Annotated in this window: 19 protein-coding genes and 1 tRNA gene; 14 read left to right on the top strand and 6 right to left on the bottom strand. The window is 57.1% G+C overall.

The features are described 5' to 3' along the window. Positions 1–82: 82 nt before the first annotated feature. The 3 genes from coaBC (at position 83) to slmA (ending at position 2,447) form a co-directional block, all read left to right on the top strand. Positions 83–1,294, top strand: coding sequence for a bifunctional phosphopantothenoylcysteine decarboxylase/phosphopantothenate--cysteine ligase CoaBC (gene coaBC / locus ACOTXT_RS13520; protein ID WP_025910617.1), 1,212 nt, complete (start codon positions 83–85; stop codon positions 1,292–1,294). Beyond that, entirely contained in the window at positions 1,272–1,730 is a 459-nt protein-coding gene (gene dut, locus ACOTXT_RS13515; protein WP_008502691.1) for a dUTP diphosphatase, read from the top strand. Before coaBC ends, dut begins: the two co-directional genes overlap by 23 nt. A 120-nt stretch (positions 1,731–1,850) precedes the next feature. Next, positions 1,851–2,447, top strand: a complete 597-nt coding sequence (slmA, locus tag ACOTXT_RS13510) for a nucleoid occlusion factor SlmA (protein ID WP_008502690.1) — start codon at positions 1,851–1,853, stop codon at positions 2,445–2,447. A gap of 82 nt (positions 2,448–2,529) precedes the next feature. Here the strand turns inward: slmA and pyrE are convergent, their stop codons facing one another. Together pyrE and rph are read right to left on the bottom strand one after the other, a co-directional pair. Continuing rightward, positions 2,530–3,171, bottom strand: coding sequence for an orotate phosphoribosyltransferase (gene pyrE, locus ACOTXT_RS13505; RefSeq protein ID WP_055322433.1), 642 nt, complete (start codon positions 3,169–3,171; stop codon positions 2,530–2,532). Between the two features lie 67 nt (positions 3,172–3,238). After that, on the bottom strand, positions 3,239–3,955 hold the full coding sequence (rph, locus tag ACOTXT_RS13500) for a ribonuclease PH (protein WP_006812424.1): 717 nt from the start codon (positions 3,953–3,955) through the stop codon (positions 3,239–3,241). 125 nt (positions 3,956–4,080) lie between these two features. Here rph and ACOTXT_RS13495 point away from each other — a divergent pair, with 125 nt between their 5' ends. The 3 genes from ACOTXT_RS13495 to ACOTXT_RS13485 all read left to right on the top strand — a co-directional run bounded on the left by ACOTXT_RS13495 (position 4,081) and on the right by ACOTXT_RS13485 (position 7,534). Beyond that, entirely contained in the window at positions 4,081–4,944 is an 864-nt protein-coding gene (locus tag ACOTXT_RS13495) for a YicC/YloC family endoribonuclease (protein WP_008502687.1), read from the top strand. Positions 4,945–5,150: 206 nt separating this feature from the next. Beyond that, a complete protein-coding gene (locus ACOTXT_RS13490; RefSeq protein WP_055322292.1) occupies positions 5,151–5,768 on the top strand; it encodes a trimeric intracellular cation channel family protein in 618 nt (205 codons plus the stop codon). Positions 5,769–5,881: 113 nt separating this feature from the next. Beyond that, positions 5,882–7,534 (top strand): phosphoethanolamine transferase, encoded by a 1,653-nt coding sequence (locus ACOTXT_RS13485; protein WP_055322291.1) that lies wholly within the window; start codon positions 5,882–5,884, stop codon positions 7,532–7,534. On the opposite strand, the gene ligB is transcribed toward ACOTXT_RS13485, so the two are convergent. Continuing rightward, positions 7,531–9,201, bottom strand: coding sequence for an NAD-dependent DNA ligase LigB (gene ligB / locus ACOTXT_RS13480; protein WP_055322290.1), 1,671 nt, complete (start codon positions 9,199–9,201; stop codon positions 7,531–7,533). The two genes, ACOTXT_RS13485 and ligB, sit on opposite strands and share 4 nt — an antisense overlap. Before the next feature lie 251 nt (positions 9,202–9,452). On the opposite strand from ligB, the gene gmk reads away from it, so the two are divergent. From gmk to recG, 5 genes are read left to right on the top strand one after another with little or no spacing between them, the layout of a single operon-like run. Further along, entirely contained in the window at positions 9,453–10,076 is a 624-nt protein-coding gene (gene gmk, locus ACOTXT_RS13475; protein WP_010426438.1) for a guanylate kinase, read from the top strand. A gap of 54 nt (positions 10,077–10,130) precedes the next feature. Beyond that, on the top strand, positions 10,131–10,406 hold the full coding sequence (gene rpoZ, locus ACOTXT_RS13470; RefSeq protein ID WP_000135058.1) for a DNA-directed RNA polymerase subunit omega: 276 nt from the start codon (positions 10,131–10,133) through the stop codon (positions 10,404–10,406). Between the two features lie 19 nt (positions 10,407–10,425). Continuing rightward, complete coding sequence (gene spoT / locus ACOTXT_RS13465; RefSeq protein ID WP_008502673.1) at positions 10,426–12,540, top strand: bifunctional GTP diphosphokinase/guanosine-3',5'-bis pyrophosphate 3'-pyrophosphohydrolase; 2,115 nt, start codon at positions 10,426–10,428, stop codon at positions 12,538–12,540. A 4-nt stretch (positions 12,541–12,544) separates the two neighbouring features. Continuing rightward, positions 12,545–13,234 (top strand): tRNA (guanosine(18)-2'-O)-methyltransferase TrmH, encoded by a 690-nt coding sequence (gene trmH / locus ACOTXT_RS13460; protein ID WP_032654439.1) that lies wholly within the window; start codon positions 12,545–12,547, stop codon positions 13,232–13,234. A 3-nt stretch (positions 13,235–13,237) separates the two neighbouring features. Next, the gene (recG, locus tag ACOTXT_RS13455; RefSeq protein ID WP_021242409.1) at positions 13,238–15,319 is read left to right on the top strand and encodes an ATP-dependent DNA helicase RecG; all 2,082 of its coding nucleotides are present in this window, start codon (positions 13,238–13,240) and stop codon (positions 15,317–15,319) included. A 2-nt stretch (positions 15,320–15,321) separates the two neighbouring features. On the opposite strand, the gene gltS is transcribed toward recG, so the two are convergent. Further along, positions 15,322–16,524: a sodium/glutamate symporter gene (gltS, locus tag ACOTXT_RS13450; protein ID WP_055322288.1), complete on the bottom strand. Its 1,203-nt coding sequence runs from the start codon at positions 16,522–16,524 to the stop codon at positions 15,322–15,324. 225 nt (positions 16,525–16,749) lie between these two features. On the opposite strand from gltS, the gene xanP reads away from it, so the two are divergent. Together xanP and ACOTXT_RS13440 are read left to right on the top strand one after the other, a co-directional pair. Further along, positions 16,750–18,141 carry a xanthine/proton symporter XanP gene (gene xanP / locus ACOTXT_RS13445; protein ID WP_055322287.1) on the top strand — a complete coding sequence of 464 codons (1,392 nt, stop codon included), beginning with the start codon at positions 16,750–16,752 and terminating at the stop codon, positions 18,139–18,141. A gap of 119 nt (positions 18,142–18,260) precedes the next feature. Next, a complete protein-coding gene (locus ACOTXT_RS13440) occupies positions 18,261–19,955 on the top strand; it encodes an AsmA family protein (protein ID WP_039267080.1) in 1,695 nt (564 codons plus the stop codon). A gap of 128 nt (positions 19,956–20,083) precedes the next feature. Here ACOTXT_RS13440 and yicI read toward each other — a convergent pair whose 3' ends face one another. Both yicI and ACOTXT_RS13430 read right to left on the bottom strand, forming a co-directional pair. Beyond that, positions 20,084–22,402: an alpha-xylosidase gene (gene yicI, locus ACOTXT_RS13435; protein WP_333165781.1), complete on the bottom strand. Its 2,319-nt coding sequence runs from the start codon at positions 22,400–22,402 to the stop codon at positions 20,084–20,086. Between the two features lie 12 nt (positions 22,403–22,414). Further along, a complete protein-coding gene (locus ACOTXT_RS13430) occupies positions 22,415–23,806 on the bottom strand; it encodes a glycoside-pentoside-hexuronide family transporter (RefSeq protein WP_333165784.1) in 1,392 nt (463 codons plus the stop codon). 290 nt (positions 23,807–24,096) lie between these two features. On the opposite strand from ACOTXT_RS13430, the gene ACOTXT_RS13425 reads away from it, so the two are divergent. Next, positions 24,097–24,191: transfer RNA gene (locus ACOTXT_RS13425), tRNA-Sec, on the top strand. Positions 24,192–24,339: the final 148 nt, after the last annotated feature.

The raw sequence follows: 24,339 nt of genomic DNA, 5'->3' as shown, positions 1-24,339 counted from the left end.
GGTCGAAGGACAAAATCACCCCGTTTTGGGGATTGTGATAAAATGCCCGCTCTCTGGTGAACCCCAACAGGAAAGAATCATGATGAGCCTGGCCGGTAAAAAAATCGTTCTTGGCGTGAGCGGCGGTATTGCTGCCTACAAAGCGCCGGAGCTGGTGCGTCGTCTGCGCGAGCGCGGGGCAGATGTACGGGTCGCGATAACCGAAGGCGGTAAAGCCTTTATCACTCCTCTGAGCCTGCAGGCCGTTTCAGGATACCCGGTATCTGACAGCCTGCTCGATCCGGCCGCCGAAGCCGCGATGGGCCATATTGAGCTTGGGAAATGGGCAGACCTGGTTATCCTCGCGCCCGCCACGGCTGATTTAATCGCCCGGGTAGCGGCCGGTATGGCAAACGACCTGGTCTCCACCATTTGTCTGGCCACACCTGCGCCTGTTGCCGTCGTGCCTGCCATGAACCAGCAGATGTACCGTAACGCGGCTACGCAGCACAATCTTGAGACGCTGGCCTCACGCGGCCTGCTTATCTGGGGTCCGGACAGCGGTAGCCAGGCATGCGGCGATGTTGGCCCGGGCCGCATGCTTGATCCGCTGACGATTGTTGATATGGCCGCGGCCCACTTTTCGCCTGTCAACGATCTGCAACATCTCAACATCATGATAACCGCGGGCCCCACGCGCGAGCCGCTGGATCCGGTGCGCTACATCACCAACCACAGTTCCGGCAAAATGGGCTTTGCGATTGCCGCCGCCGCCGCGAAGCGTGGTGCGAACGTCACGCTGGTGAGCGGCCCGGTCTCTCTGCCTACCCCTGCGTGTGTGAAGCGAATTGACGTTACCACCGCGCTGGAGATGGAAGCCGCCGTGCAGGCACATGCGCAAAGCCAGCAGATTTTTATCGGCTGTGCGGCCGTGGCAGACTATCGTGCTGAGACGATCGCCGAGGCTAAAATTAAAAAGCAAGGCGATGAATTAACACTAAAAATGGTGAAAAACCCGGACATTGTTGCCGGTGTCGCCGCACTAAAAAGCCACCGTCCATACGTTGTTGGGTTTGCCGCAGAAACGAATAATGTGGAAGAATATGCCCGGCAAAAACGTACCCGCAAAAACCTCGATTTGATTTGCGCGAACGACGTATCGCTGGCCACACAAGGATTTAACAGCGACAGCAACGCACTGCACCTTTTCTGGCAGGATGGAGATAAAGTCTTACCGCTTGAGCGCAAGGAACTCCTGGGCCAACATTTACTCGACGAGATCGTTACCCGTTATGATGAAAAAAATCGACGTTAAGATTCTGGACCCGCGTGTTGGCGAGCAATTCCCGCTGCCAACCTATGCCACCTCCGGCTCTGCCGGTCTTGACCTGCGCGCCTGTCTCGATGACGCCGTAGAACTGGCTCCGGGTGCCACGACCCTGGTTCCGACTGGCCTGGCGATTCACATTGCTGACCCGTCGCTGGCAGCGGTTATCCTGCCGCGTTCTGGCCTGGGCCATAAGCACGGCGTTGTGCTGGGTAACCTGGTGGGCCTGATCGACTCCGACTATCAGGGTCAACTGATGGTCTCCGTCTGGAACCGTGGTCAGGACAGCTTCACCATTGAACCGGGTGAGCGTATCGCACAGATGGTCTTTGTACCGGTGGTACAGGCAGAATTTAACCTGGTGGCAGACTTTGACGCCACCGACCGTGGCGAAGGCGGCTTCGGCCATTCCGGGCGCAAGTAACGGCCCGACAAACACGTATCTCACAGCGTCATAATGCAATAACAAACCGCAAACGTCCGTTTGCGGTCGCTGTGTGGATGCCAGCCTGGCAAGTGCTTATTTTCAGGGGTATTTTGTAACATGGCAGAAAAACAAACCGCGAAAAGGAATCGTCGCGAAGAAATACTTCAATCTCTGGCTCTGATGCTTGAATCCAGCGATGGCAGTCAACGCATCACCACCGCTAAACTGGCCGCCTCCGTAGGCGTGTCTGAGGCGGCGCTGTACCGTCATTTTCCGAGCAAGACCCGGATGTTCGACAGTCTGATCGAGTTTATTGAAGACAGCCTGATCACGCGCATCAACCTGATTCTGAAAGACGAAAAAGACACTACCGCGCGTCTGCGTCTGATAGTGCTGTTAATCCTGGGCTTCGGTGAACGCAATCCGGGCTTAACCCGTATCCTGACCGGCCACGCGCTGATGTTTGAGCAGGACAGACTCCAGGGCCGCATTAACCAGCTTTTCGAACGCATTGAAGCGCAGCTGCGCCAGGTTCTGCGCGAGAAGAAAATGCGTGAGGGTGAAGGATACAGCATTGATGAAACGCTGCTGGCGAGCCAGATTCTGGCGTTTTGTGAAGGGATGCTTTCCCGCTTCGTGCGCAGCGAGTTCAAATACCGCCCAACGGACGATTTTGACGCCCGCTGGCCGTTAGTCGCAGCACAATTACAGTAACGCCATCGCCGGATGGCGGCTTCGCCTTATCCGGCCTACGAACGGGTAGGCCCGGTAAGCACAACGCCACCGGGCAATGCACTTAAACCCCGAATTCTTCGCGATACGCTTTTACCGCTGCCAGATGGTCCGCCATCTCAGGCTTCTCTTCCAGATACGCAATCAGATCTTTCAGGGTGATTATTGACGTCACAGTGCAGTTGTAATCCCGCTCCACTTCCTGAATGGCGGAAATTTCTCCGCGACCACGCTCCTGACGATCCAGCGAAATCAACACGCCAGCCAGCGTTGCACCGTTGGCCTGGATAATCTCCATTGATTCGCGGATCGCCGTGCCCGCGGTGATCACATCGTCCACCAGCATGACGCGGTCCTGCAGCGGGCTGCCGACCAGATTCCCGCCTTCACCGTGGGTTTTGGCTTCTTTGCGGTTAAAGCAGTACGGCACGTCGCGATCATGATGTTCCGCCAGCGCCACCGCGGTAGTGGTCGCAATCGGAATGCCTTTATAGGCCGGGCCAAACAGCAGGTCAAAATCAATCCCGGAATCCACCAGCGCTTCGGCATAGAAACGGCCTAACAGTGCCAGATCGCGCCCGGTATTAAACAGCCCGGCGTTGAAGAAATAAGGACTTTTACGCCCGGATTTCAGCGTAAATTCGCCAAACTTAAGTACCTGCTTGTTAAGCGCAAACTCAATAAACTGGCGCTGATACGATTTCATGGATTAGCTCCTTTGGTTTTTCTGTCTTACAGGCAAAAAAAAGGCGACTCATTGGTCGCCTTTAAAATCAATTTTCTAACGCCGCTTTCTGCGTCGTGACAATGGATTCGATTCCCCCTCGGGCCAACGCCAGCAGGGAGAGAAGCTCTTCGTGGGTGAACGGCTCGCCTTCTGCCGTGCCCTGCACCTCAATGATGCGACCGTCTTCGGTCATCACCACGTTCATGTCTGTCTCTGCAGCGGAATCTTCAACGTATTCCAGATCGCAAAGCGCTTCACCGTTAACGATGCCTACGGAGACCGCCGCAACCATGCCTTTCATTGGATTGGTTTTCAGCTTACCGGCAGCAACCAGCTTGTTCAGAGCATCGGCCAGCGCTACACAGGCGCCGGTAATAGAGGCCGTACGCGTGCCACCATCGGCCTGAATCACGTCGCAGTCCAGGGTAATCGTGAATTCGCCGAGGGTTTTCAGATCAACGGCGGCGCGCAGCGCACGCGCGATCAGACGCTGAATTTCCATGGTACGACCGCCCTGCTTACCCTTTGCCGCTTCACGGGCGTTACGGGTATGGGTCGCGCGCGGCAGCATGCCGTACTCGGCGGTGATCCAGCCCTGGCCCTGACCTTTCAGGAAGCGCGGAACGCCTTCTTCGATGGATGCGGTACACAGCACTTTGGTGTCACCAAACTCAACCAGCACGGAGCCTTCAGCGTGTTTTGTATAGTTACGGGTCAGGGTGACGGGACGCACCTGATTGGCGCTACGACCTGATGGACGCATGATGGATTCTCCGGCTTGAAACGAATGTGGCTGCGCATTATACGGATAAAGGACGCTTATTCCTATCCTGAGAAGCCCCCGAAAGCTATAATCCCCCCATCTCTCCTTTAAAAACGGGAATGTCTATGATCCGCAGTATGACCGCCTACGCCCGGCGTGAAATCAAGGGTAGCTGGGGTAGCGCTACATGGGAAATGCGCTCGGTAAACCAGCGTTACCTGGAAACGTATTTCCGTATGCCGGAGCAGTTCCGCAGCCTTGAGCCTGTTGTTCGCGAGCGTATCCGTACGCGCCTGACTCGCGGTAAAGTGGAATGTAACCTGCGCTTTGAGCCTGATGCCAGCGCACAGGGCGAGCTGATCCTCAACGAAAAACTGGCGAAACAGCTCGTGAATGCGGCGAACTGGGTCAAAATGCAGAGCGATGAAGGCGAAATCAATCCGGTTGATATTCTGCGCTGGCCTGGCGTCATGGCCGCCGGCGAGCAGGATCTGGACGCGATTGCCGCTGAAATTCTGGCCGCCCTCGACGGCACGCTGGATGACTTTATCGTTGCCCGCGAAACCGAAGGTCAGGCGCTGAAAGCGATGATTGAGCAGCGCCTTGAAGGCGTGAGTGCAGAAGTGGCTAAGGTTCGCACCCATATGCCGGAAGTGCTGCAGTGGCAGCGCGAGCGCCTGGTCGCCAAACTGGAAGAGGCAGAAGTTCAGCTGGAAAACACCCGTCTGGAACAAGAGCTGGTGCTGATGGCGCAACGTATTGATGTCGCTGAAGAGCTGGACCGTCTGGAAGCGCACGTTAAAGAGACCTACAACATTCTTAAGAAAAAAGAAGCGGTAGGCCGCCGTCTGGACTTTATGATGCAGGAGTTCAACCGCGAGTCGAACACTCTTGCGTCTAAGTCGATCAATGCGGAAGTGACGAATTCAGCGATTGAGTTGAAAGTGCTGATTGAGCAAATGCGCGAGCAGATCCAGAATATTGAGTAATGCCTTATCGGGTGGTGTCGACGGCACCACCCATTATTATTTCTAATCCATTCCGGCACCTGATTTTGCGCGTCACCGCCTTTCATCAAGCTTATTCAACATAAATTGATAAAAATTTATAGGGCAAACGCAGTCGCCTTAGAAAAACTCAATCGTGATCTTGCGCACAAATCGCTAACCTCCCCCGCGTTCACACCGGAGGAAATATGCTGCTTCACATCCTTTATCTCATTGGCATCACCGCAGAAGCCATGACCGGCGCACTTGCTGCCGGACGTCGCCGTATGGACACCTTCGGCGTGATCATTATTGCTACAGCGACCGCGCTGGGCGGCGGCTCGGTACGCGATATTCTGCTGGGACATTATCCGCTTGGCTGGGTCAAACACCCCGAGTACGTCATTATCGTGGCGACAGCTGCCGTGTTAACCACCATAGTGGCGCCCGTCATGCCCCATCTTCGCCGCCTGTTTTTAGTCCTTGACGCTTTAGGTCTGGTGGTTTTCTCGATTATCGGAGCACAAATCGCGCTCGATATGGGGGAAGGACCTGTTATCGCTAACATTGCCGCCGTGGTCACGGGCGTATTCGGCGGTGTGCTGCGCGATATGTTCTGCAAGCGCATTCCACTGGTTTTCCAGAAAGAGCTTTACGCCGGAATATCCTTTGCGTCTGCCGTTCTGTATATTGCTTTACAACATTATGTTTCGAGCCATGATGTTGTGGTCATTGCCACGTTATTATTTGGCTTTACGGCTCGCTTGCTGGCACTGCGCTTAAAACTGGGATTGCCTGTTTTTCATTACACGCAGGACACACATTGAATTCTCAACAAAACCACAACAAAGTAGTAAAAAGCACTTTTTGTTATCTCATATAACCGGGCCAAACGCGATAAACTGTCGCATCTTTGTCCCCATAAACTTGCGTTAAAACAATGTCCTTTGCCAAAACGTCAGCACTGATTATTAATAAAAAACTCAGCAGCCATTTTTTAATTTTGCTGCTCGTTTCCGTGCTGATTCAGTTATGGCCAGTATTTTTAACACAACCTGCGCGATTCGCAGTGCGCATTGCGATTTGTAATGCGCTCTTACTGGTCTGCGCCGCAGCGATCTTTCGCTCGCTTCCCGGCAAGATCCTCGCATTTTTTTTAACCGCCCTGCTCACGTTAAATTTTGCGATTGCTTACAGTACCTGGAGCGTCTACCAGAGCGAATTTAACACGGTATTCGCGATGAGTATTCTCGGCACTCACGTTGCCGAAGCGAAAAGCATGTCAGGTTTATACCTGCACTGTTTACCAGCCGCGTTTGCTTACTTTATTGTCACCTGGTTCGCAATCAAAGCAGCTAGCGAGCATGTTTCTTCCCGCGTCAAAACTATCGGCTTCGTTCTTCTTGCCGTTTATTTTGGCTGGTATTCGACGGCAAATTGGCTAAAAAAACGCCACGACCTTGAAGTTTATTATCCGCTAAGCTCCCGGATTTTAACCAATACGCCATTTTACACCGGCGCAGAGTTCATTATTGCCCATCGCGATAACGCGCTGGCGGAGAAAATTAGCCAGCACAGCGTCAATTATCCTGCGTTGCAGTATCATGAAACGGGCATCGAAAACTATGTTGTTATCGTGGGTGAATCCGCACGTCGCAGCAATATGAAGCTCTACGGTTTTCACCAGGATACCACGCCAGTGGAATCCTTGCTGGCGAAGGACTCCCTCATTTTTAGCAATGCTATTGCCCCTGCGTCAGCCACCGTGCTTTCCGTGCCGATGATATTAAGTAAAGCTGATCCAGACCACTTCACCACCGATAAGCTTGCTGACAATATCGTTAGCGTCGCTAAAAAAACGGGCTATCACACCGAATGGATTAGCGCCCAGGGTAATACAGGCAAGAGCAATAACTATATTGTGGCGATTGCTTCTATTAGCCATAAAGCCCAGTGGATTGAAACCCGTTATGACACCGAGCTTTTACCTGCCCTGGATGAGGCGCTTAAAGCCCCCGGCAGGAAGTTAATTTTCCTGCATATCAACGGCAGTCATGAGATGGCCTGCGATCGGTATCCGCCATCCGCAAATATTCTGCATACCGGCAACAAGTATGAAGATTGCTACAATAATGCGATTCTGTTTACCGACTACTTCATTGGCGAAGTAGCTAAACGTCTGCAGGGCAGCGCATCCTCTCTGCTCTATTTTTCAGACCATGGGCTGGAAAAAAACCCGCAGCTGAACTCCATCTATATGCATGGCTCACGCAACCCAAGCAAAGAGGCTTACCAGGTCCCCCAGTTTATCTGGTATAGCCAGCAAGCCCTGAATGCTCAAAAAAGATCGGTGGGGTGGGTGCATGAAGCGTGGCCCACAGCAAGCAATTATGAGTTGATGTTGACGTGGCTTGGAATCACAACGGGTGTTGATCAATGCAGCTCGGTGCTTGCGGCGTGCTATCAGGCTCCCACACTTATCCCGGTAATTGATGGCGGCCGCCACATCTATGACTACGATCAGCTCCGCGAAACCTTCAGTTCGCCAGACAGACATACCCCCTGGCGCAAAGCTAAAGCAAGCTCGCTCTAAAATCCAGGCAGACCCTGCTTGCCTAACCAGGATGCCAGCCCGGCAACGCCAGGGTCGTGGATGAAGGCAACAATTTGTCGCGCCTTCCTCTCTCCCGTTCCCGGCAGGCTTTGCCAGTTCTTTACGTTACGTTCGCTCAGCGTCTGCCACGTTACGTTCCCCATCGCCTTCAGCGAAGCCTGTGTCAGCGGAACACCCAATGCCATGAGCCAGCGGATAAATGGCTTCTCGCGCACCAGATTAAATCGATGCCAGAGCGCCAGTCCGCGCGCGGAGGAAAAGCCAGGCGTAGCCTGCATTTGCGCCTGCGTTAATAACAGCCACGAAAAGAGGTGTTCAAAATGATGTGCCTGCCAGAGGGTGCGCCAGCCTGACTCGCCTAATCCTTCAATATCAAGCACCTGCTTTGAGCTGAGCCAGGTCAGTCGGGCAAAGAACTGTTCCATACATTCCGGAGAAGCATAGAAACAGCTCAGCGCATGATAACGCGAGGCTGGAGGCTCGGGTTTATGTCTGTCCGTCCCGCGCCAGACCACCTTATCAAACCGGGGAATACCCTGCCCGGCCAGGCTGACCTGTATCTGATCCCCTGAGGCAATATCCAGCCTCTGCCAGCGCTCCACCGAGCCCAGACTCACCCGCCGTACCTGTTTATCGTCCAGTTGCACAGGTTCCAGTGCGGCTACAACGGACATTTTGCCCGTTCGCCCCACGGAAAAATGAATATCACTCACCTCGGCCACCTGGGCTGCAGGCGCATATTTCCACGCAACCAGCCAGTTGCCTTCGCCCGGTAACCAGCCTTCCCCTGCGGGCGCATCCTCCGAACGCACCACAATGCCATCCGTGGCAAAGGGTAATCCGGTTACGTGCCAGGCGGCGCGCTGTTTCTCGACGGCATCAACAGATTCGGCGGGTAGCGTATACCGTGCCGACAGCGTAAAACCGGCCTGAGACAGCTCAGCTAAAGATGTCTGCATATCTTTCGGCCCATCCGGCCAGGCCCAGATGAACACGCCGATCTTGCTCAAAACTGAGTTATCCTTTTGCCGCATCATCGCCCCCGCCACCTTTGCGCGAGCGTTCATCCCGCCCATCTGCCGCTGAATGTGATTGTCGCTTAGCCAGAAAAGCTCACCCTGTAAGACGCTGTTCGCCAGCTTGCCGGTGAGCTTTTGCGGAATAGTCGGGATCAAACGCACCTTCCCGGTCCAGTCTTCCCCTTTCAGGCCATCACCACGACTGATGGCCTGGGTTAATGTTCCGTCACGATAGACCAGCGTTACCGCCACACCGTCAACTTTGGGCTGCATCCACAGATGCTGCCGCGCACGTATCCACTGTCTCAACTCCTCTTTGCTGGCCACTTTATGTACGCCCGTATGGGCAACAGGATGTTTTACGCTTCCCACCAGCGCAGGGAGTTTCTCCTCTGAAGGCTCACTGCCAAAACAGTGCTGCCACTGCATTAAGCGCCCGTTAAGCTGGTCGTAAACTTCGTCGTTGACCTCGCTCACGCCCTGCTTCCAGTAAGCGTCATCCCAGCGTTTGATTTGCGCGCTTAACGACGCCATCTCTTTCTCAGCTTTTGCCTGCGACCACACCGGGCACACCGCCGCGCCATAGCCACTCCACAAGAGCATTAACCCGCTTATCCATCGCCACATTGCTACTCCTCCTTTGTGTTGCTGGAGGTATATCCCGATGCCTGAAACAACGCTAACGGCAACGATTCACAATGCGAGACGCTATCCGGTATTTCTTTGGGTTGCTGAAAACCACAGATAAAACCTGAAAACGGCACGCAAAATTCAATAATCCAGGGGAAAAAGTGTGACAAAGGCTACGTCACACGGCAGTGACGTGTATAATAAGCCCGTATGTAGGACTTCTTCGTTAACACATACAAAAGACTCTCATGGCTCAAGGCACGCTGTATATTGTTTCTGCCCCTAGTGGCGCGGGTAAATCCAGCCTTATTCAGGCACTGTTAAAAACCCAACCGTTGTACGACACACAGGTTTCTGTTTCTCACACCACGCGAGCGCCGCGTCCGGGTGAAGTGCACGGTGAACACTATTTCTTTGTGGATCACGACGAGTTCAGAGCGATGATCGGCAGAGACGCGTTTCTTGAACACGCGGAAGTATTCGGTAATTACTACGGTACCTCGCGTGAAACCATTGAGCAGGTTCTGGCCACGGGCGTGAATGTGTTCCTGGATATCGACTGGCAGGGTGCACAGCAAATTCGCAAGAAAATGCCTGACTCGCGCAGTATCTTTATTTTACCGCCATCGAAAGATGAGCTGGATCGCCGCCTGCGTGGGCGCGGTCAGGACAGCGAAGAAGTCATCGCAAAGCGTATGGAACAGGCTGTTGCAGAAATGAGCCATTACGCGGAATATGATTACCTTATTGTGAATGATGATTTTGATGCCGCACTGAGCGATCTCAAAACCATTCTTCGTGCAGAACGTCTGCGTATGAGCCGCCAGAAGCAGCGACATGACGCATTAATCACCAAACTGTTGGCAGACTGAACCCACTTTCAGTATCATGCCCAGTCATTTCTTCACCTGTGGAGCATTTTAAGTATGGCACGCGTAACTGTTCAGGACGCTGTAGAGAAAATTGGTAACCGTTTTGACCTGGTGCTGGTCGCCGCGCGTCGCGCTCGTCAGATGCAGGTAGGCGGTAAAGATCCGCTGGTACCGGAAGAAAACGATAAAACCACCGTTATTGCACTTCGCGAAATCGAAGAAGGTCTGATCAACAACCAGATCCTCGACGTGCGTGAGCGCCAGGAGCAGCAAGAGCAGGAAGCCGCAGAACTGCAGGCCGTAACCGCTATTGCTGAAGGTCGTCGTTAATTAAACCTGCGGGTCGCCCTTGTATCTGTTTGAAAGCCTGAATCAACTGATTCAAATCTACCTGCCTGAAGACCAGATTAAGCGTCTTCAGCAGGCGTATCTCGTTGCACGTGACGCTCACGAGGGCCAGACACGTTCAAGCGGTGAACCCTACATCACGCACCCGGTAGCGGTGGCCTGTATTCTGGCCGAGATGAAACTCGACTACGAAACGCTGATGGCCGCGCTGCTGCACGACGTGATTGAAGATACCCCTGCCACTTACCAGGACATGGAACAGCTGTTTGGCAAAAGCGTTGCCGAACTGGTGGAAGGGGTCTCTAAGCTTGATAAGCTGAATTTCCGCGACAAGAAAGAGGCGCAAGCCGAAAACTTCCGCAAGATGATTATGGCGATGGTGCAGGATATCCGCGTCATTCTCATCAAACTCGCTGACCGCACCCACAACATGCGCACGCTGGGCTCACTTCGCCCGGATAAACGTCGCCGCATTGCCCGTGAAACCCTCGAAATCTACAGTCCGCTGGCGCACCGTTTAGGTATTCACCACATTAAAACCGAGCTGGAAGAGCTGGGTTTTGAAGCGTTGTACCCGAACCGCTATCGCGTGATTAAAGAGGTTGTGAAAGCCGCACGCGGCAACCGTAAGGAGATGATTCAAAAAATCCTCTCTGAAATCGAAGGGCGCTTGCAGGAAGCGGGAATTCCGTGCCGCGTCAGCGGTCGCGAGAAACACCTGTACTCCATCTACTGCAAAATGGTGCTCAAAGAGCAGCGTTTTCACTCGATCATGGATATCTACGCCTTCCGCGTCATTGTCCATGACTCGGACACCTGCTATCGCGTGCTGGGGCAGATGCACAGCCTCTACAAACCGCGTCCGGGGCGGATGAAAGATTACATCGCCATTCCAAAAGCGAACGGCTATCAATCTTTGCACACCTCGATGATCGGGCCGCACGGCGTGCCTGTTGAGGTGCAAATTCGCACCGAAGACATGGACCAGATGGCAGAGATGGGTGTTGCCGCGCACTGGGCCTATAAAGAGCACGGTGGCGAAAGCAGCACGACCGCACAAATCCGCGCCCAGCGCTGGATGCAGAGCCTGCTGGAACTTCAGCAGAGTGCGGGCAGCTCGTTTGAATTTATCGAGAGCGTGAAATCCGATCTCTTCCCGGATGAGATTTACGTTTTCACCCCCGAAGGTCGCATTGTCGAACTCCCTGCGGGTGCAACGCCGGTCGACTTCGCTTACGCCGTGCATACCGATATCGGCCATGCCTGCGTGGGCGCGCGCGTCGACAGACAACCTTACCCGCTGTCTCAGCCGCTCGCCAGCGGCCAGACGGTGGAAATTATTACCGCGCCGGGCGCACGTCCGAACGCGGCCTGGCTGAACTTTGTCGTGAGCTCCAAAGCGCGCGCTAAAATCCGTCAGCTGCTGAAAAATCTCAAGCGTGATGATTCCGTCAGCCTGGGGCGTCGTCTGCTCAACCACGCGTTGGGCGGCAGCCGCAAGCTGGCTGAGATCCCACCGGAGCATATCCAGCGCGAGCTCGACCGTATGAAGCTCACGTCTCTTGACGATCTGCTGGCGGAAATTGGTCTGGGCAACGCCATGAGCGTCGTGGTGGCGAAAAACCTGCAGCAGGGCGAAGCAATACCTTCTGCGCCAGGCGCATCCGGCCATGCTCATCTGCCAATCAAAGGCGCGGACGGGGTGCTGATCACCTTCGCAAAATGTTGCCGTCCAATTCCAGGCGACCCGATTATTGCGCACGTCAGCCCAGGTAAAGGGCTGGTTATCCACCACGAATCCTGTCGTAACATTCGCGGCTACCAGAAAGAAGCCGAGAAGTTTATGGCGGTCGAGTGGGATAAAGAGACGGCGCAGGAATTTATCACCGAGATTAAGGTGGACATGTTCAACCACCAGGGTGCCCTGGCGAACCTGACGGCAGCGATCAACACGGCCTCTTCCAATATTCAAAGCCTGAATACGGAAGAAAAAGATGGCCGCGTGTACAGCGCCTTTATTCGTCTGACCGCCCGCGACCGCGTGCATCTGGCGAATATCATGCGCAAGATCCGCGTCATGCCGGACGTGATTAAAGTCACCCGTAACCGAAACTAGTGGTATGAATTCACAACGTTACGCGCGGATATGCGAAATGCTCGCCAGGCGTCAGCCTGACCTGACGGTCTGCATGGAGCAGGTCCATAAGCCGCATAACGTCTCTGCTATCGTCCGTACCGCCGATGCCGTCGGTGTGCATGAAGTGCACGCCGTCTGGCCGGGTCACCGGATGCGTACCATGGTCTCGGCGGCGGCAGGCAGTAACAGCTGGGTTTCCGTCAAATCTCACCAGACAATTGGCGATGCCGTTTCGCACCTGAAAGGGCGCGGGATGCAAATCCTTGCCACTAACCTGTCCGCTAAAGCCGTGGATTTTCGCGAGATCGACTACACTCGCCCGACCTGCATTTTGATGGGTCAGGAGAAAACCGGGATCTCACAGGAAGCGCTGGATCTGGCGGATCGGGACATCATCATTCCAATGATCGGTATGGTCCAGTCTCTCAATGTCTCCGTGGCATCCGCGCTCATTCTGTATGAAGCGCAGCGCCAGCGTCAGAACGCCGGCATGTACGAGCGCAGCAACAGCATGCTGCCGGAAAATGAACAGCAGCGCCTGCTGTTTGAAGGCGGTTATCCGGTGCTGGCTCGCGTTGCGAAGCAGAAAAAATTGCCTTACCCCCACGTCAACGCGCAGGGCGAAATTGAAGCCGATGCCGAGTGGTGGGCCACCATGCAGTACGCCGGGTAAGCGATGAAAGGCCGCCTGCTGGATGCTATCCCGCTCAACAGCCTGACGGGCGTGGGCGCGGCGCAAAGCAGTAAGTTGGCCAAAATTGGCCTGCACACCGTGCAGGATCTCCTGCTTCACCTCCCCCTGCGTTATGAAGACCGCACCCAGCTTTATAAGATTGGCGATCTCCTTCCCGCCATTTACGCCACCGTTGAAGGCGAAGTCCTGAACTGCAACATCACCTTCGGCGGACGCCGGATGATGACCTGCCAGATCAGCGACGGCACCGGCATTCTCACCATGCGTTTCTTCAACTTCAGCGCGGCGATGAAAAACAGCCTGGCGACAGGCCGCAGGGTGCTGGCCTATGGCGAAGCCAAACGCGGGAAGTACGGCGCAGAGATGATCCACCCCGAGTACCGCGTGCAGGGCGATCTCAGCACGCCGGAACTGCAGGAGACACTTACCCCGGTTTACCCGACGACCGAAGGTATCAAGCAGGCGACGCTGCGTAAGCTTACCGATCAGGCGCTGGAGCTGCTGGACACCTGCGCCATTACCGAGCTGCTGCCACCCGAGCTGGCGCAGGGCATGATGAGCCTGCCCGAAGCGCTGCGAACCCTGCACCGTCCGCCGCCCACGCTGCAGCTTAGCGACTTAGAAAGCGGCAAACACCCCGCCCAACGGCGTCTTATCCTTGAGGAATTGCTGGCCCATAACCTGAGCATGCTGGCGCTTCGCGCTGGCGCGCAGCGTTTCCACGCTCAGCCGTTAAGCCAGAATGATGCGCTCAAAGATAAGCTGCTGGCCTCTCTGCCGTTTAAACCCACCGGTGCGCAGGCGCGCGTCACCGCCGAGATTGAACGCGATATGGCGCTCGACGTGCCGATGATGCGCCTGGTACAGGGCGATGTAGGCTCCGGTAAAACGCTGGTTGCCGCCCTTGCAGCCCTGCGCGCCATTGCCCACGGTAAACAGGTCGCGTTAATGGCGCCGACCGAGCTGCTGGCGGAACAACACGCCAACAATTTCCGCGCCTGGTTCGCGCCCCTGGGGATTGAAGTAGGCTGGCTGGCAGGAAAACAAAAGGGCAAAGCGCGGCTTGCGCAGCAGGAAGCCATCGCCAGCGGGCAGGTGCAGATGATTGTCGGCACGCACGCTATCTTCCAGGAGCAGGTGCAGTTCAACGGCCTTGCGCTGGTGATTATCGATGAACAGCACCGCTTCGGCGTGCATCAGCGTCTGGCGCTGTGGGAAAAGGGACTGCAGCAGGGCTTCCACCCGCATCAGCTGATCATGACCGCCACGCCGATCCCGCGCACGCTCGCGATGACGGCTTACGCCGATCTGGATACCTCCACCATCGACGAACTCCCCCCGGGCCGTACGCCGGTCACGACGGTTGCCATTCCTGACACGCGTCGCAGCGATATCATCGACCGCGTGCGCAACGCCTGCACCCACGAAGGGCGTCAGGCCTACTGGGTTTGTACCCTGATTGAAGAGTCGGAACTGCTGGAAGCGCAGGCTGCCGAAGCCACGTGGGAAGAGTTAAAGCTCGCCCTGCCGGAGCTAAACGTGGGTCTGGTTCACGGACGCATGAAGCCCGCTGAAAAGCAGGCGGTGATGCAGTCGTTCAAACAGGGCGAGCTGCATTTGCTGGTCGCGACCACGGTCATCGAAGTGGGCGTGGATGTGCCGAACTCCAGCCTGATGATTATCGAAAACCCGGAGCGCCTTGGCCTTGCCCAGCTCCACCAGCTTCGCGGGCGCGTCGGCCGTGGCGCGGTAGCGTCCCACTGCGTCCTGCTCTACAAAGCGCCGCTCTCGAAAACCGCCCAGATGCGGTTGCAGGTGCTGCGCGACAGCAACGACGGTTTTGTGATTGCGCAAAAAGACCTGGAGATCCGCGGACCCGGTGAACTGCTGGGCACGCGTCAGACGGGGAATGCGGAATTCAAAGTCGCGGATTTACTGCGCGATCAGGCCATGATCCCCGAGGTTCAGCGCCTCGCCCGCCACATTCATGAACGCTACCCCGAGCAGGCGGCAGCGTTAATTGAGCGCTGGATGCCGGAAACCGAACGCTATTCCAACGCCTGATTTCAGGCGAACATCGGCAGCATCAGGTACAGCTTAATCACCAGCGCGTTGACGATATCAATAAAGAACGCCCCGACCATCGGAACCACCAGAAACGCCATGTGCGATGGCCCAAAGCGTTCGGTGATCGCCTGCATGTTGGCGATAGCCGTTGGGGTTGCCCCCAGACCAAACCCGCAGTGACCCGCCGCCAGCACCGCCGCATCGTAATTTTTGCCCATTATGCGCCAGGTGACAAACATGGCGTACAGCGCCATAAACAGGGCCTGCACCGCCAGAATCGCCACCATCGGCAGCGCCAGCGAGGCCAGCTCCCACAGCTTGAGGCTCATCAGCGCCATCGCCAGGAACAGCGACAGGCAGACGTTGCCGAGCACCGACACCGCCCGTTCAAACACGCGGTAGAAGCCCATCAGCGCCAGGCCGTTGCTCAGAATCACCCCGATAAACAGCACGCAGACAAACGTCGGCAGCTCAAACGCGGAGCCCGCCAGCCATTGCGCAACCACTTTGCCCACGGTGAGGCAGATGGCGATCATCGCGATGGTTTCAATCAGCACCAGCGAGGTAATACTGCGCCCAACGTCAGGCTTTTCAAAGGCGGTCGGTACCAGCTCGTCGTCCGGCCTGCCGTCCGGCGTGGTGGAATGCTTCACCAGATAACGCGCCACCGGGCCGCCAATCAGGCCACCCAGCACCAGGCCAAAGGTGGCACAGGCCATCGCCACTTCCGTTGCATTTTCAAAACCGTAGCGCTCGACGAACAATTTACTCCACGCCGCCCCGGTACCGTGACCGCCTGACAGCGTAATCGACCCCGCCAGCAGCCCCATCAGCGGGTCCAGCCCCAGCAAGGTTGCCATGCCGATGCCAATCGCGTTTTGCATCAGCAGCAGCCCCACCACCACAATCAAAAATACGCCGAGCACCTTACCGCCCGCCCGCAGGCTTGCCAGGTTGGCGTTCAGGCCGATGGTGGCAAAGAAGGCCAGCATCAGCGGGTCTTTCAGGGACATGTCAAAATCGATTTCCCAGCCCATGCTTTTTTTGAGCACCAGCAGGGCCAGCGCCACCAGCAGGCCGCCAGCGACAGGTTCAGGAATGGTGTATTTTTTCAGAAGGGAAACGCTATGTACCAGCTTACGGCCAAGCAGTAACACCAGCGTTGCGGCAACAAGGGTCGACAACGTATCGAGATGAATCATAGAAGGCTCCTTTTTTGCGCGTGTTCCATACACACGCGGCGTTATCCTGGGCCGGTTTGCGCTCTTCATGAGCTTCCGGCGCAAAAAGTGTAATTTTTTTTCCTCATCGGATGTAGAAAACCTGCTCACAGCGGCAGATTTTCTTGTCTTTTTTTGCTGGCAATCGTTTGCTTTTACCAGGTGGTCAGATAAAATGCCCGCTTTTCCACCGTGGGATTGCCGCCGATGTCCGTTAACACCATAGAGTCGCCTGATGCGCAACCGATTGCGCAGAAGCAAAATAGCGAACTGATTTACCGCCTTGAAGACCGCCCGCCGCTGCCGCAGACGCTTTTCGCCGCCTGCCAGCATCTTCTGGCGATGTTTGTTGCGGTGATCACCCCGGCGCTGCTGATCTGTCAGGCACTCGGTTTACCGGCGCAGGACACGCAGCACATTATCAGCATGTCTCTCTTCGCCTCCGGCGTGGCCTCGATTATCCAGATTAAAGCGTGGGGTCCGGTGGGGTCGGGTTTACTGTCTATTCAGGGCACCAGCTTTAACTTTGTGGCGCCGCTGATCATGGGCGGTACGGCCCTGAAAACCGGCGGCGCGGATGTTCCAACCATGATGGCGGCGCTGTTCGGCACCCTGATGCTGGCCAGCTGTACGGAGATGGTGATCTCCCGCGTTCTGCACCTGGCTCGCCGCGTCATCACCCCGCTGGTTTCCGGCGTCGTCGTGATGATTATCGGCCTGTCGCTGATTCAGGTGGGCCTCACCTCCATCGGCGGCGGTTATGCCGCGATGAGCGACCACACCTTCGGCGCGCCGAAAAACCTGCTGCTGGCGGGCGTCGTGCTGGCCATCATTATTCTGCTTAACCGTCAGCGTAACCCTTACCTGCGCGTCGCCTCGCTGGTGATCGCCATGGCGGCAGGCTACCTGCTGGCGTGGGCGCTGGGCATGCTGCCGGAGAACGCCGCGCCAGCCAACAGCGCGCTGATCACTGTCCCTACGCCGCTGTATTACGGTCTGGGCATTGACTGGGGTCTGCTCCTGCCGCTGATGCTGGTCTTTATGATCACCTCTCTGGAGACCATCGGCGACATCACCGCCACCTCCGACGTCTCCGAGCAGCCCGTTTCCGGCCCGCTGTACATGAAGCGCCTGAAAGGCGGCGTGCTGGCGAACGGTCTGAATTCGTTTGTCTCTGCGGTCTTCAATACCTTCCCGAACTCCTGCTTCGGTCAGAACAACGGCGTGATCCAGCTGACCGGCGTGGCCAGCCGCTATGTCGGCTTCGTGGTGGCGCTGATGCTGATCGTCCTCGGCCTGTTCCCGGCGGTGAGCGGCTTTGTGCAGCACATCCCTGAGCCGGTGCTGGGCGGCGCAACGCTGGTGATGTTCGGGACGATCGCGGCCTCCGGCGTGCGTATCGTCTCCCGCGAGCCGCTGAACCGCCGCGCAATCATGATTATTGCGCTGTCGCTGGCCGTCGGTCTGGGCGTTTCTCAGCAGCCGCTGATCCTGCAGTTTGCCCCGGACTGGGTGAAAAACCTGCTCTCTTCCGGCATTGCCGCGGGCGGTATCACCGCTATCGTGCTGAACCTCGTTTTCCCGCCTGAAAAGAACTGATCCCCTTCACGGCAGGCAGTCAATGTCTGCCGTGACATCTATTTACACCATTCCCGCCTTGAGGATTGCGCATAAATCGTGCATAACTCCCTTATGTGCGTTTTGCGGGATGGAAGACCATGAAATTTATTGGAAAGCTACTCGTCTATCTTCTGGTAGCCCTGCTCATTGTGATACTGGCGCTCTATATTCTGCTCCAGACCCGCTGGGGCGCGACTCAGGTCAGCAGCTGGGTAACGGTGAATACCGACTACGAGCTCAGTTTCGACAAGATGAATCACCGCTTTTCGTCACCATCCCACATCATTCTGGAAAACGTCACCTTCGGCCGGGACGGTAAACCTGCCACGCTGGTGGCCAAAAAAGTGGATATCGGCCTCAGCAGCCGCCAGATAACCGATCCGCTGCACATGGACACCATCACCCTGTTCGACGGCACGCTGAATCTCTCCCCGCAGACCGCGCCGCTGCCCTTCCAGGCGGATCGCCTGCAGCTGAACAATATGGCCTTTAACAGCCCGAATACCGAATGGGATCTGAGCGCGCAGAAGGTGACGGGCGGCGTCAGCCCGTGGCAGCCGGAAGCGGGCAACGTGCTGGGTAATCACGCGCAGATCCAGATGAGCGCAGGCTCGCTGACCCTCAACGGCGTACCGGCCACCAACGTGCTGATCGAGGGCCAGCTTAACGGCAAGGAAGTGGTGCTGAATACGATTGGCGCCGATATGGCCCGGGGCTCGCTCACCGGCTCGGCCCTGCGCAACGCCGACGGGAGCTGGATTATCGACACGATGCGCCTGAACGAGATCCGCCTGCAGAGCGATAAAACGCTGACGGCGTTCTTCGCACCGCTGGCCACTATCCCCTCTCTGCAGATTGGTCGTCTGGACGTGACCGACGCCCGGCTTCAGGGCCCGGACTGGGCGGTGACCGACCTCGATTTAAGCCTGCGCAACCTGACGCTGAGCAAAGGTGACTGGCAGAGCCAGGAAGGCCGCCTGTCGATGAACGCCAGCGAGTTTATCTACGGCTCGCTGCATCTGTTTGACCCGATCCTGAATGCGGAGTTTTCCCCGCAGGGCATGGCGCTGCGCCAGTTCACCTCCCGCTGGGAAGGCGGCATGGTGCGCACGTCCGGTAACTGGCTGCGCGACGGTAAAGCGCTGGTGCTGGACGATGTCGCCATTGCCGGGCTGGAGTATACCCTGCCGCAAAACTGGAAAGCGCTGTGGATGGCGCCTCTGCCGGAATGGCTGAACAGCGTCACGCTGCAAAAATTTGGCCTGAGCCGCAACCTGGTGATCGACATCGATCCCGCCTTCCCGTGGCAGATCACCTCGCTGGACGGCTATGGCGCAAACCTGCAGCTGGTGAAAGATCGCCAGTGGGGCGTCTGGGGCGGCAGCGCAACCCTGAACGGCGCGGCGGCGACTTTTAACCGCGTGGACGTGCGCCGTCCGTCGCTGGCGCTGAATGCCAACGCCGCCACGGTGAATATTACCGACCTGAGCGCATTTACCGAGAAAGGTATTCTGGAAGCCACGGCGACCGTTTCCCAGCTGCCGCAGCGGCAGACCACGGTGAGCCTCAACGGGCGCGGCGTTCCGCTCAGCGTGCTGCAGCAGTGGGGCTGGCCTGCGCTGCCGATTGCAGGTGACGGCAATATTCAGCTCACCGCCAGCGGCAGCGTGCAAGCCAGTGCGCCGCTGAAGCCAACGGTGAATGGGAAGCTGAGCGCGGTGAATATGGATAAGCAGCAGGTAGAGCAGACGATGACGGGCGGCGTGGTGTCGGCGATGGCACCGGCACAGTAAAAAGCCGGGTGGCGGCTTCGCCTTACCCGGCCTACGAGGTTTTGGTTCCCTCTCCCTGTGGGTGAGGGCATCAGACCGCATAATTACCGTAGGCCCGGTAAGCGCAGCGCCACCGGGCATTTTCCACCTCAGAGCTGAACCGCCACCTCATCCCCCTCGGCTTTCACCACCACGCCCCACTCGCTGCCCGCGTGCGAGCCGCCCTTCACGCCGTGCACTTTCTGCACGTTGCGCAAACACACCGACCAGTTTTGCGCGTCTCCCGCGCCGGTAAAGGTCACGATGTCGCCCCGACGTGACGCCTTCAGCGTAAACGCCACCGCGCCGTTCGCCGCAGGCACTTCGCTTACCGCCGTTGCGCCATCGTCCAGGTTAAACAGCTGGAAGGCCGTCCCCTCGTGCCACGCGTAGTCTGGCTTCTGGTTATTGTTACCCAGCGCCAGCAGCGTGTTGTCGCGCACGTAGACCGGCAGGCTCATGAAATCGTGCTGCTGCTTATGCCAGCGGCTGCCCTGAATTTCGTCGTTGTGCCACAGGTGCGTCCAGCGCCCTTCCGGCAGGTAGAACTGCACGTCCCCCGCCTCGGAGAACACCGGAGCGACCATCAGGGCATCCCCCAGCATGTATTGACGGTCAAGGTAATCGCACGCCGGATCGTCCGGGAACTCCAGCATCATCGCGCGCAGCATCGGCGTGCCGAACTCGCGCGCCAGCGCCGCCTGACGGTACAGGTACGGCATCAGCTGACACTTCAGCTGGGTGAAGTGGCGCACCACGTCGCAAGACTCGTCATCGTACGCCCACGGCACGCGGTAGGATTTGCTGCCGTGCAGGCGGCTGTGGCTGGAGAACAGCCCGAACGCGCACCAGCGCTTGTAGACGTGCGCCGGGGCGGTGTTTTCGAACCCGCCGATATCGTGGCTCCAGAACCCGAAGCCGGACAGGCCAATCGACAGCCCACCGCGCAGGCTTTCGGCCATCGACTCATAGTTGGCGTAGCAGTCGCCGCCCCAGTGAACCGGGAACTGTTGCGCACCCACGGACGCGGAGCGGGCAAACAGCACCGCCTCTTCTTCTCCCACCGTCTCTTTCAGCACGTTCCACACCAGCTCGTTGTAGATGTAGGCGTAATGGTTGTGCATCTTCTGTGGATCGGACCCGTCGAACCACTGCACGTCCGTCGGAATACGCTCGCCAAAGTCGGTCTTGAAGCAGTCGACGCCGATATCCACCAGGCCTTTCAGCTTGTCGGCATACCACCGGCACGCATCCGGGTTGGTGAAGTCGTAAATCGCCAGCCCCGGCTGCCATTTGTCCCACTGCCACAGGGAGCCGTCCGGACGCTTGAGCAAATAGCCCCTCTCTCTCAGCTCCCGGAAGATCGGGGATTTCTGGCCGATGTATGGGTTAATCCACACGCAGACCTTCAGCCCTTTCTCCTTCAGGCGGCGGATCATCCCTTCAGGGTCCGGGAAGGTCACCGGATCCCACTCGAAGTCGCACCACTGGAAGGCCTTCATCCAGAAGCAGTCAAAGTGGAACACGTGCAGCGGCAGGTCCCGTTCGGCCATGCCGTCGATAAAGCTGTTGACCGTCGCTTCGTCGTAGTTGGTGGTGAACGAGGTGGTGAGCCACAGGCCAAATGACCACGCAGGCGGCAGCGCCGGACGCCCGGTGAAGCGGGTATAGCGGTTCAGCACTTCTTTCGGCGTCGGGCCGTCGATCACGAAGTACTCCAGATACTCCCCTTCCACGCTGAACTGCACCTTAGAGACTTTCTCGGAGCCCACTTCAAACGAGACGTTTTCCGGGTGATTCACCAGCACGCCGTAGCCGCGGTTGGTCAGGTAGAACGGGATGTTTTTGTAGGACTGCTCGGTGCTGGTGCCGCCGTCGCGGTTCCAGGTTTCGACCGTCTGGCCGTTGCGCACCAGCGCGGTAAAACGCTCGCCCAGGCCGTAGACCGTTTCCCCCACGCCCAGATCCAGACGTTCGAACACGTAATTGCGGTGGGTATTGCTGTCCTGCACGTAGCCGTTATTTTTCAGCTGGCTGCCGGTAATACGCTGGCCGTTGCGCAGGAAATCCAGCGCCCAGAACTCGCCTTTGGTGACGCGCACGCTGACCCTGCCGCTTTTCAGCTCGGCAAAATCGGCGTTGTTTTCAATCTCGACCTTCACGTCTTTCAGAACGTTCAGCGGATAGTGCGGGCCGTTGTTCAGCGCGCCCTGGAAGTGCTCGATGCGCACCCCCACAATCCCTTCCTGCGGGGCAAACAGGCGCACCGTGAACATCAACGTGTCGAGCTGCCAGGTGCGTTCGCGCACGTCGCGCGGCGCAACATACACCACCAGGTCATTGCCCTGCTGCTCCACGTCGAACACCTGAACCGGACAGGCCACGTTCAGGCCCGGTTGAATAAGCCAGTTTCCATCACTGATTTTCATGCTTTCGTCCTCTTAGTTCTGCAATTCTTTGCTGACCGGCAGGGTTTCAAATTCCTGCTGATTGCGGCGCGCGCCCTGTGCCAGCTCGCCCAGGATTTTGGTCAGGAAGGGGGTTTTCAGCGTGTAGTAGCGTTTGGCGATGATGGCGCTCAGCACGTAGCAGACCGCCGGGGCCAGGGTAAACAGGCCGATAATGATGCTAATGGTCGCGCTGTTCTGAGTTTTGGCCGCCGCGTCGTAGCCGCCGCCAGCCAGCATCCAGCCGATCATCGCCCCGCCCAGCGCCAGACCGAGCTTCAGCACGAACAGCGTGCCCGCAAAGCTGATGCCGGTCAGGCGCTTGCCGTTAGTCCATTCGCCGTAGTCGACGGTATCGGACATCATGACCCACTGGATCGGCGTCACCAGCTGGTGCAGCACGCCGATGACGAAGATAAAGGCGAACATCAGCACCGTGGCGTGCATCGGCACGAAGAACATCGCCACGCTGACCACCGCCAGCGCGGCGTTGGTCCACCAGAAGATGCTGACCTTGCACTTCCAGTCGGTGAGCGGTTTCGCCAGCACGGAGCCAATCAGGTTGCCGACGCAGTAGGTGGTCAGGAACGCGACGAACACTTCCGGCGAGCCCATGATCCAGGTGCAGTAGTACATCATCGCGCCGCCGCGCACGCAGACGGCGAGGATGTTGAGGATGGTCAGCACGCCGACGATGCGCCACTGGTCGTTGTGCCAGATGTCGCGCAGGTCTTCCCGCATGGAGGTGGTGCTCGGCGGCACCTGGATGCGCTCTTTGGTGGTGAAGAAGCAGAACGCCAGCATCAGGAATGCGACCACCGACAGCACGGCAATCCCGCCCTGGAAGCCGAGCGCCTTATCGTCGCCGCCAATCAGCTTCACCAGCGGCATCATCAGCACCGTAGAGAGCATGCCGCCCGCCGTCGCCAGCACGAAGCGCCAGGACTGAAGGGAGATACGCTGCGTCGGGTCACTGGTGATCACGCCGCCCAGCGCGCAGTAAGGAATGTTGACCACGGTATAGAGCAGGGTCAGCAGGGTGTAGGTAACGGCGGCGTAAACCATTTTGCCGTTAAGGCTGAGGTCCGGCGTGGTGTAGGCCAGCACGCAGACGATGCCGAACGGGATCGCGCCGAACAAAATCCACGGGCGGAACTTGCCCCAGCGGCTGCGGGTGCGATCGGCAATCAGCCCCATGCACGGGTCGGAGATCGCATCCAGCGCGCGGGCCAGCAGGAACATGGTGCCGACAAATCCGGCGGGAATGCCGAAAATATCGGTATAGAAAAACATCATGTACAACATGACGTTATCAAAAATGATGTGGCTGGCGGCGTCTCCCATGCCGTAGCCAATCTTCTCTTTTACTGACAGTACTTCGCTCATCTTTTTTTATCCTTCACGCTGTAGGGGGCGCTGAGACCGGTTGCATTGGTTTTAAACCATTGTTTCAACGGCGGGTATTGCGTTTTCTGGTTAGCAGATTACGTTTCTTGTTTTTTGTGATCGCGGTAAATACTGGAGAGCACGAAAGGCTAACCTGAGGATTTTCTTAAGAATTAACTGAAACAGGGGGGTGCAGGTCAAAAGAGAGGTGAAAAAAGTGGTGTGGGGTATGTGGTAAATGCCTGAAAGTAGCTATAATGCGCCCCGCCTCCATGTAGCAATGCAGGCGCGGAAGATCGTCATCTCCGGTGAGGTGGCTGGACTTCAAATCCAGTTGGGGACGCCAGCGTTCCCGGGCAGGTTCGACTCCTGTGATCTTCCGCCAAAATTTCAAGCTAATACTTAGGGAAGGTGCGAATAAGTCCGAGATGTGAGATCATCGTGTTGTAACCTGAACCCAGAATGAGTAACCGGATGAGCCAGCAACTGACTTTTGCCGACAGTGAGTTTTCCAGTAAACGCCGCCAGACCCG

This window comes from Enterobacter cloacae complex sp. IR5422, from assembly GCF_049238165.1.
In the GTDB taxonomy this organism is placed as follows: domain Bacteria; phylum Pseudomonadota; class Gammaproteobacteria; order Enterobacterales; family Enterobacteriaceae; genus Enterobacter; species Enterobacter roggenkampii.
The sequence above is the reverse complement of the archived record's forward strand: the minus strand, read 5'-3'. Positions and strand labels throughout refer to the sequence as shown.

Bases quoted from the DNA above. Each gene is read 5' to 3' on its own strand.
- coaBC (WP_025910617.1), top strand. From the start codon at position 83: ATGAGCCTGGCCGGTAAAAAAATCGTTCTTGGCGTGAGCGGCGGTATT.
- dut (WP_008502691.1), top strand. From the start codon at position 1,272: ATGATGAAAAAAATCGACGTTAAGATTCTGGACCCGCGTGTTGGCGAG.
- slmA (WP_008502690.1), top strand. From the start codon at position 1,851: ATGGCAGAAAAACAAACCGCGAAAAGGAATCGTCGCGAAGAAATACTT.
- pyrE (WP_055322433.1), bottom strand. From the start codon at position 3,171: ATGAAATCGTATCAGCGCCAGTTTATTGAGTTTGCGCTTAACAAGCAG.
- rph (WP_006812424.1), bottom strand. From the start codon at position 3,955: ATGCGTCCATCAGGTCGTAGCGCCAATCAGGTGCGTCCCGTCACCCTG.
- ACOTXT_RS13495 (WP_008502687.1), top strand. From the start codon at position 4,081: ATGATCCGCAGTATGACCGCCTACGCCCGGCGTGAAATCAAGGGTAGC.
- ACOTXT_RS13490 (WP_055322292.1), top strand. From the start codon at position 5,151: ATGCTGCTTCACATCCTTTATCTCATTGGCATCACCGCAGAAGCCATG.
- ACOTXT_RS13485 (WP_055322291.1), top strand. From the start codon at position 5,882: ATGTCCTTTGCCAAAACGTCAGCACTGATTATTAATAAAAAACTCAGC.
- ligB (WP_055322290.1), bottom strand. From the start codon at position 9,201: ATGTGGCGATGGATAAGCGGGTTAATGCTCTTGTGGAGTGGCTATGGC.
- gmk (WP_010426438.1), top strand. From the start codon at position 9,453: ATGGCTCAAGGCACGCTGTATATTGTTTCTGCCCCTAGTGGCGCGGGT.
- rpoZ (WP_000135058.1), top strand. From the start codon at position 10,131: ATGGCACGCGTAACTGTTCAGGACGCTGTAGAGAAAATTGGTAACCGT.
- trmH (WP_032654439.1), top strand. From the start codon at position 12,545: ATGAATTCACAACGTTACGCGCGGATATGCGAAATGCTCGCCAGGCGT.
- recG (WP_021242409.1), top strand. From the start codon at position 13,238: ATGAAAGGCCGCCTGCTGGATGCTATCCCGCTCAACAGCCTGACGGGC.
- gltS (WP_055322288.1), bottom strand. From the start codon at position 16,524: ATGATTCATCTCGATACGTTGTCGACCCTTGTTGCCGCAACGCTGGTG.
- xanP (WP_055322287.1), top strand. From the start codon at position 16,750: ATGTCCGTTAACACCATAGAGTCGCCTGATGCGCAACCGATTGCGCAG.
- ACOTXT_RS13440 (WP_039267080.1), top strand. From the start codon at position 18,261: ATGAAATTTATTGGAAAGCTACTCGTCTATCTTCTGGTAGCCCTGCTC.
- yicI (WP_333165781.1), bottom strand. From the start codon at position 22,402: ATGAAAATCAGTGATGGAAACTGGCTTATTCAACCGGGCCTGAACGTG.
- ACOTXT_RS13430 (WP_333165784.1), bottom strand. From the start codon at position 23,806: ATGAGCGAAGTACTGTCAGTAAAAGAGAAGATTGGCTACGGCATGGGA.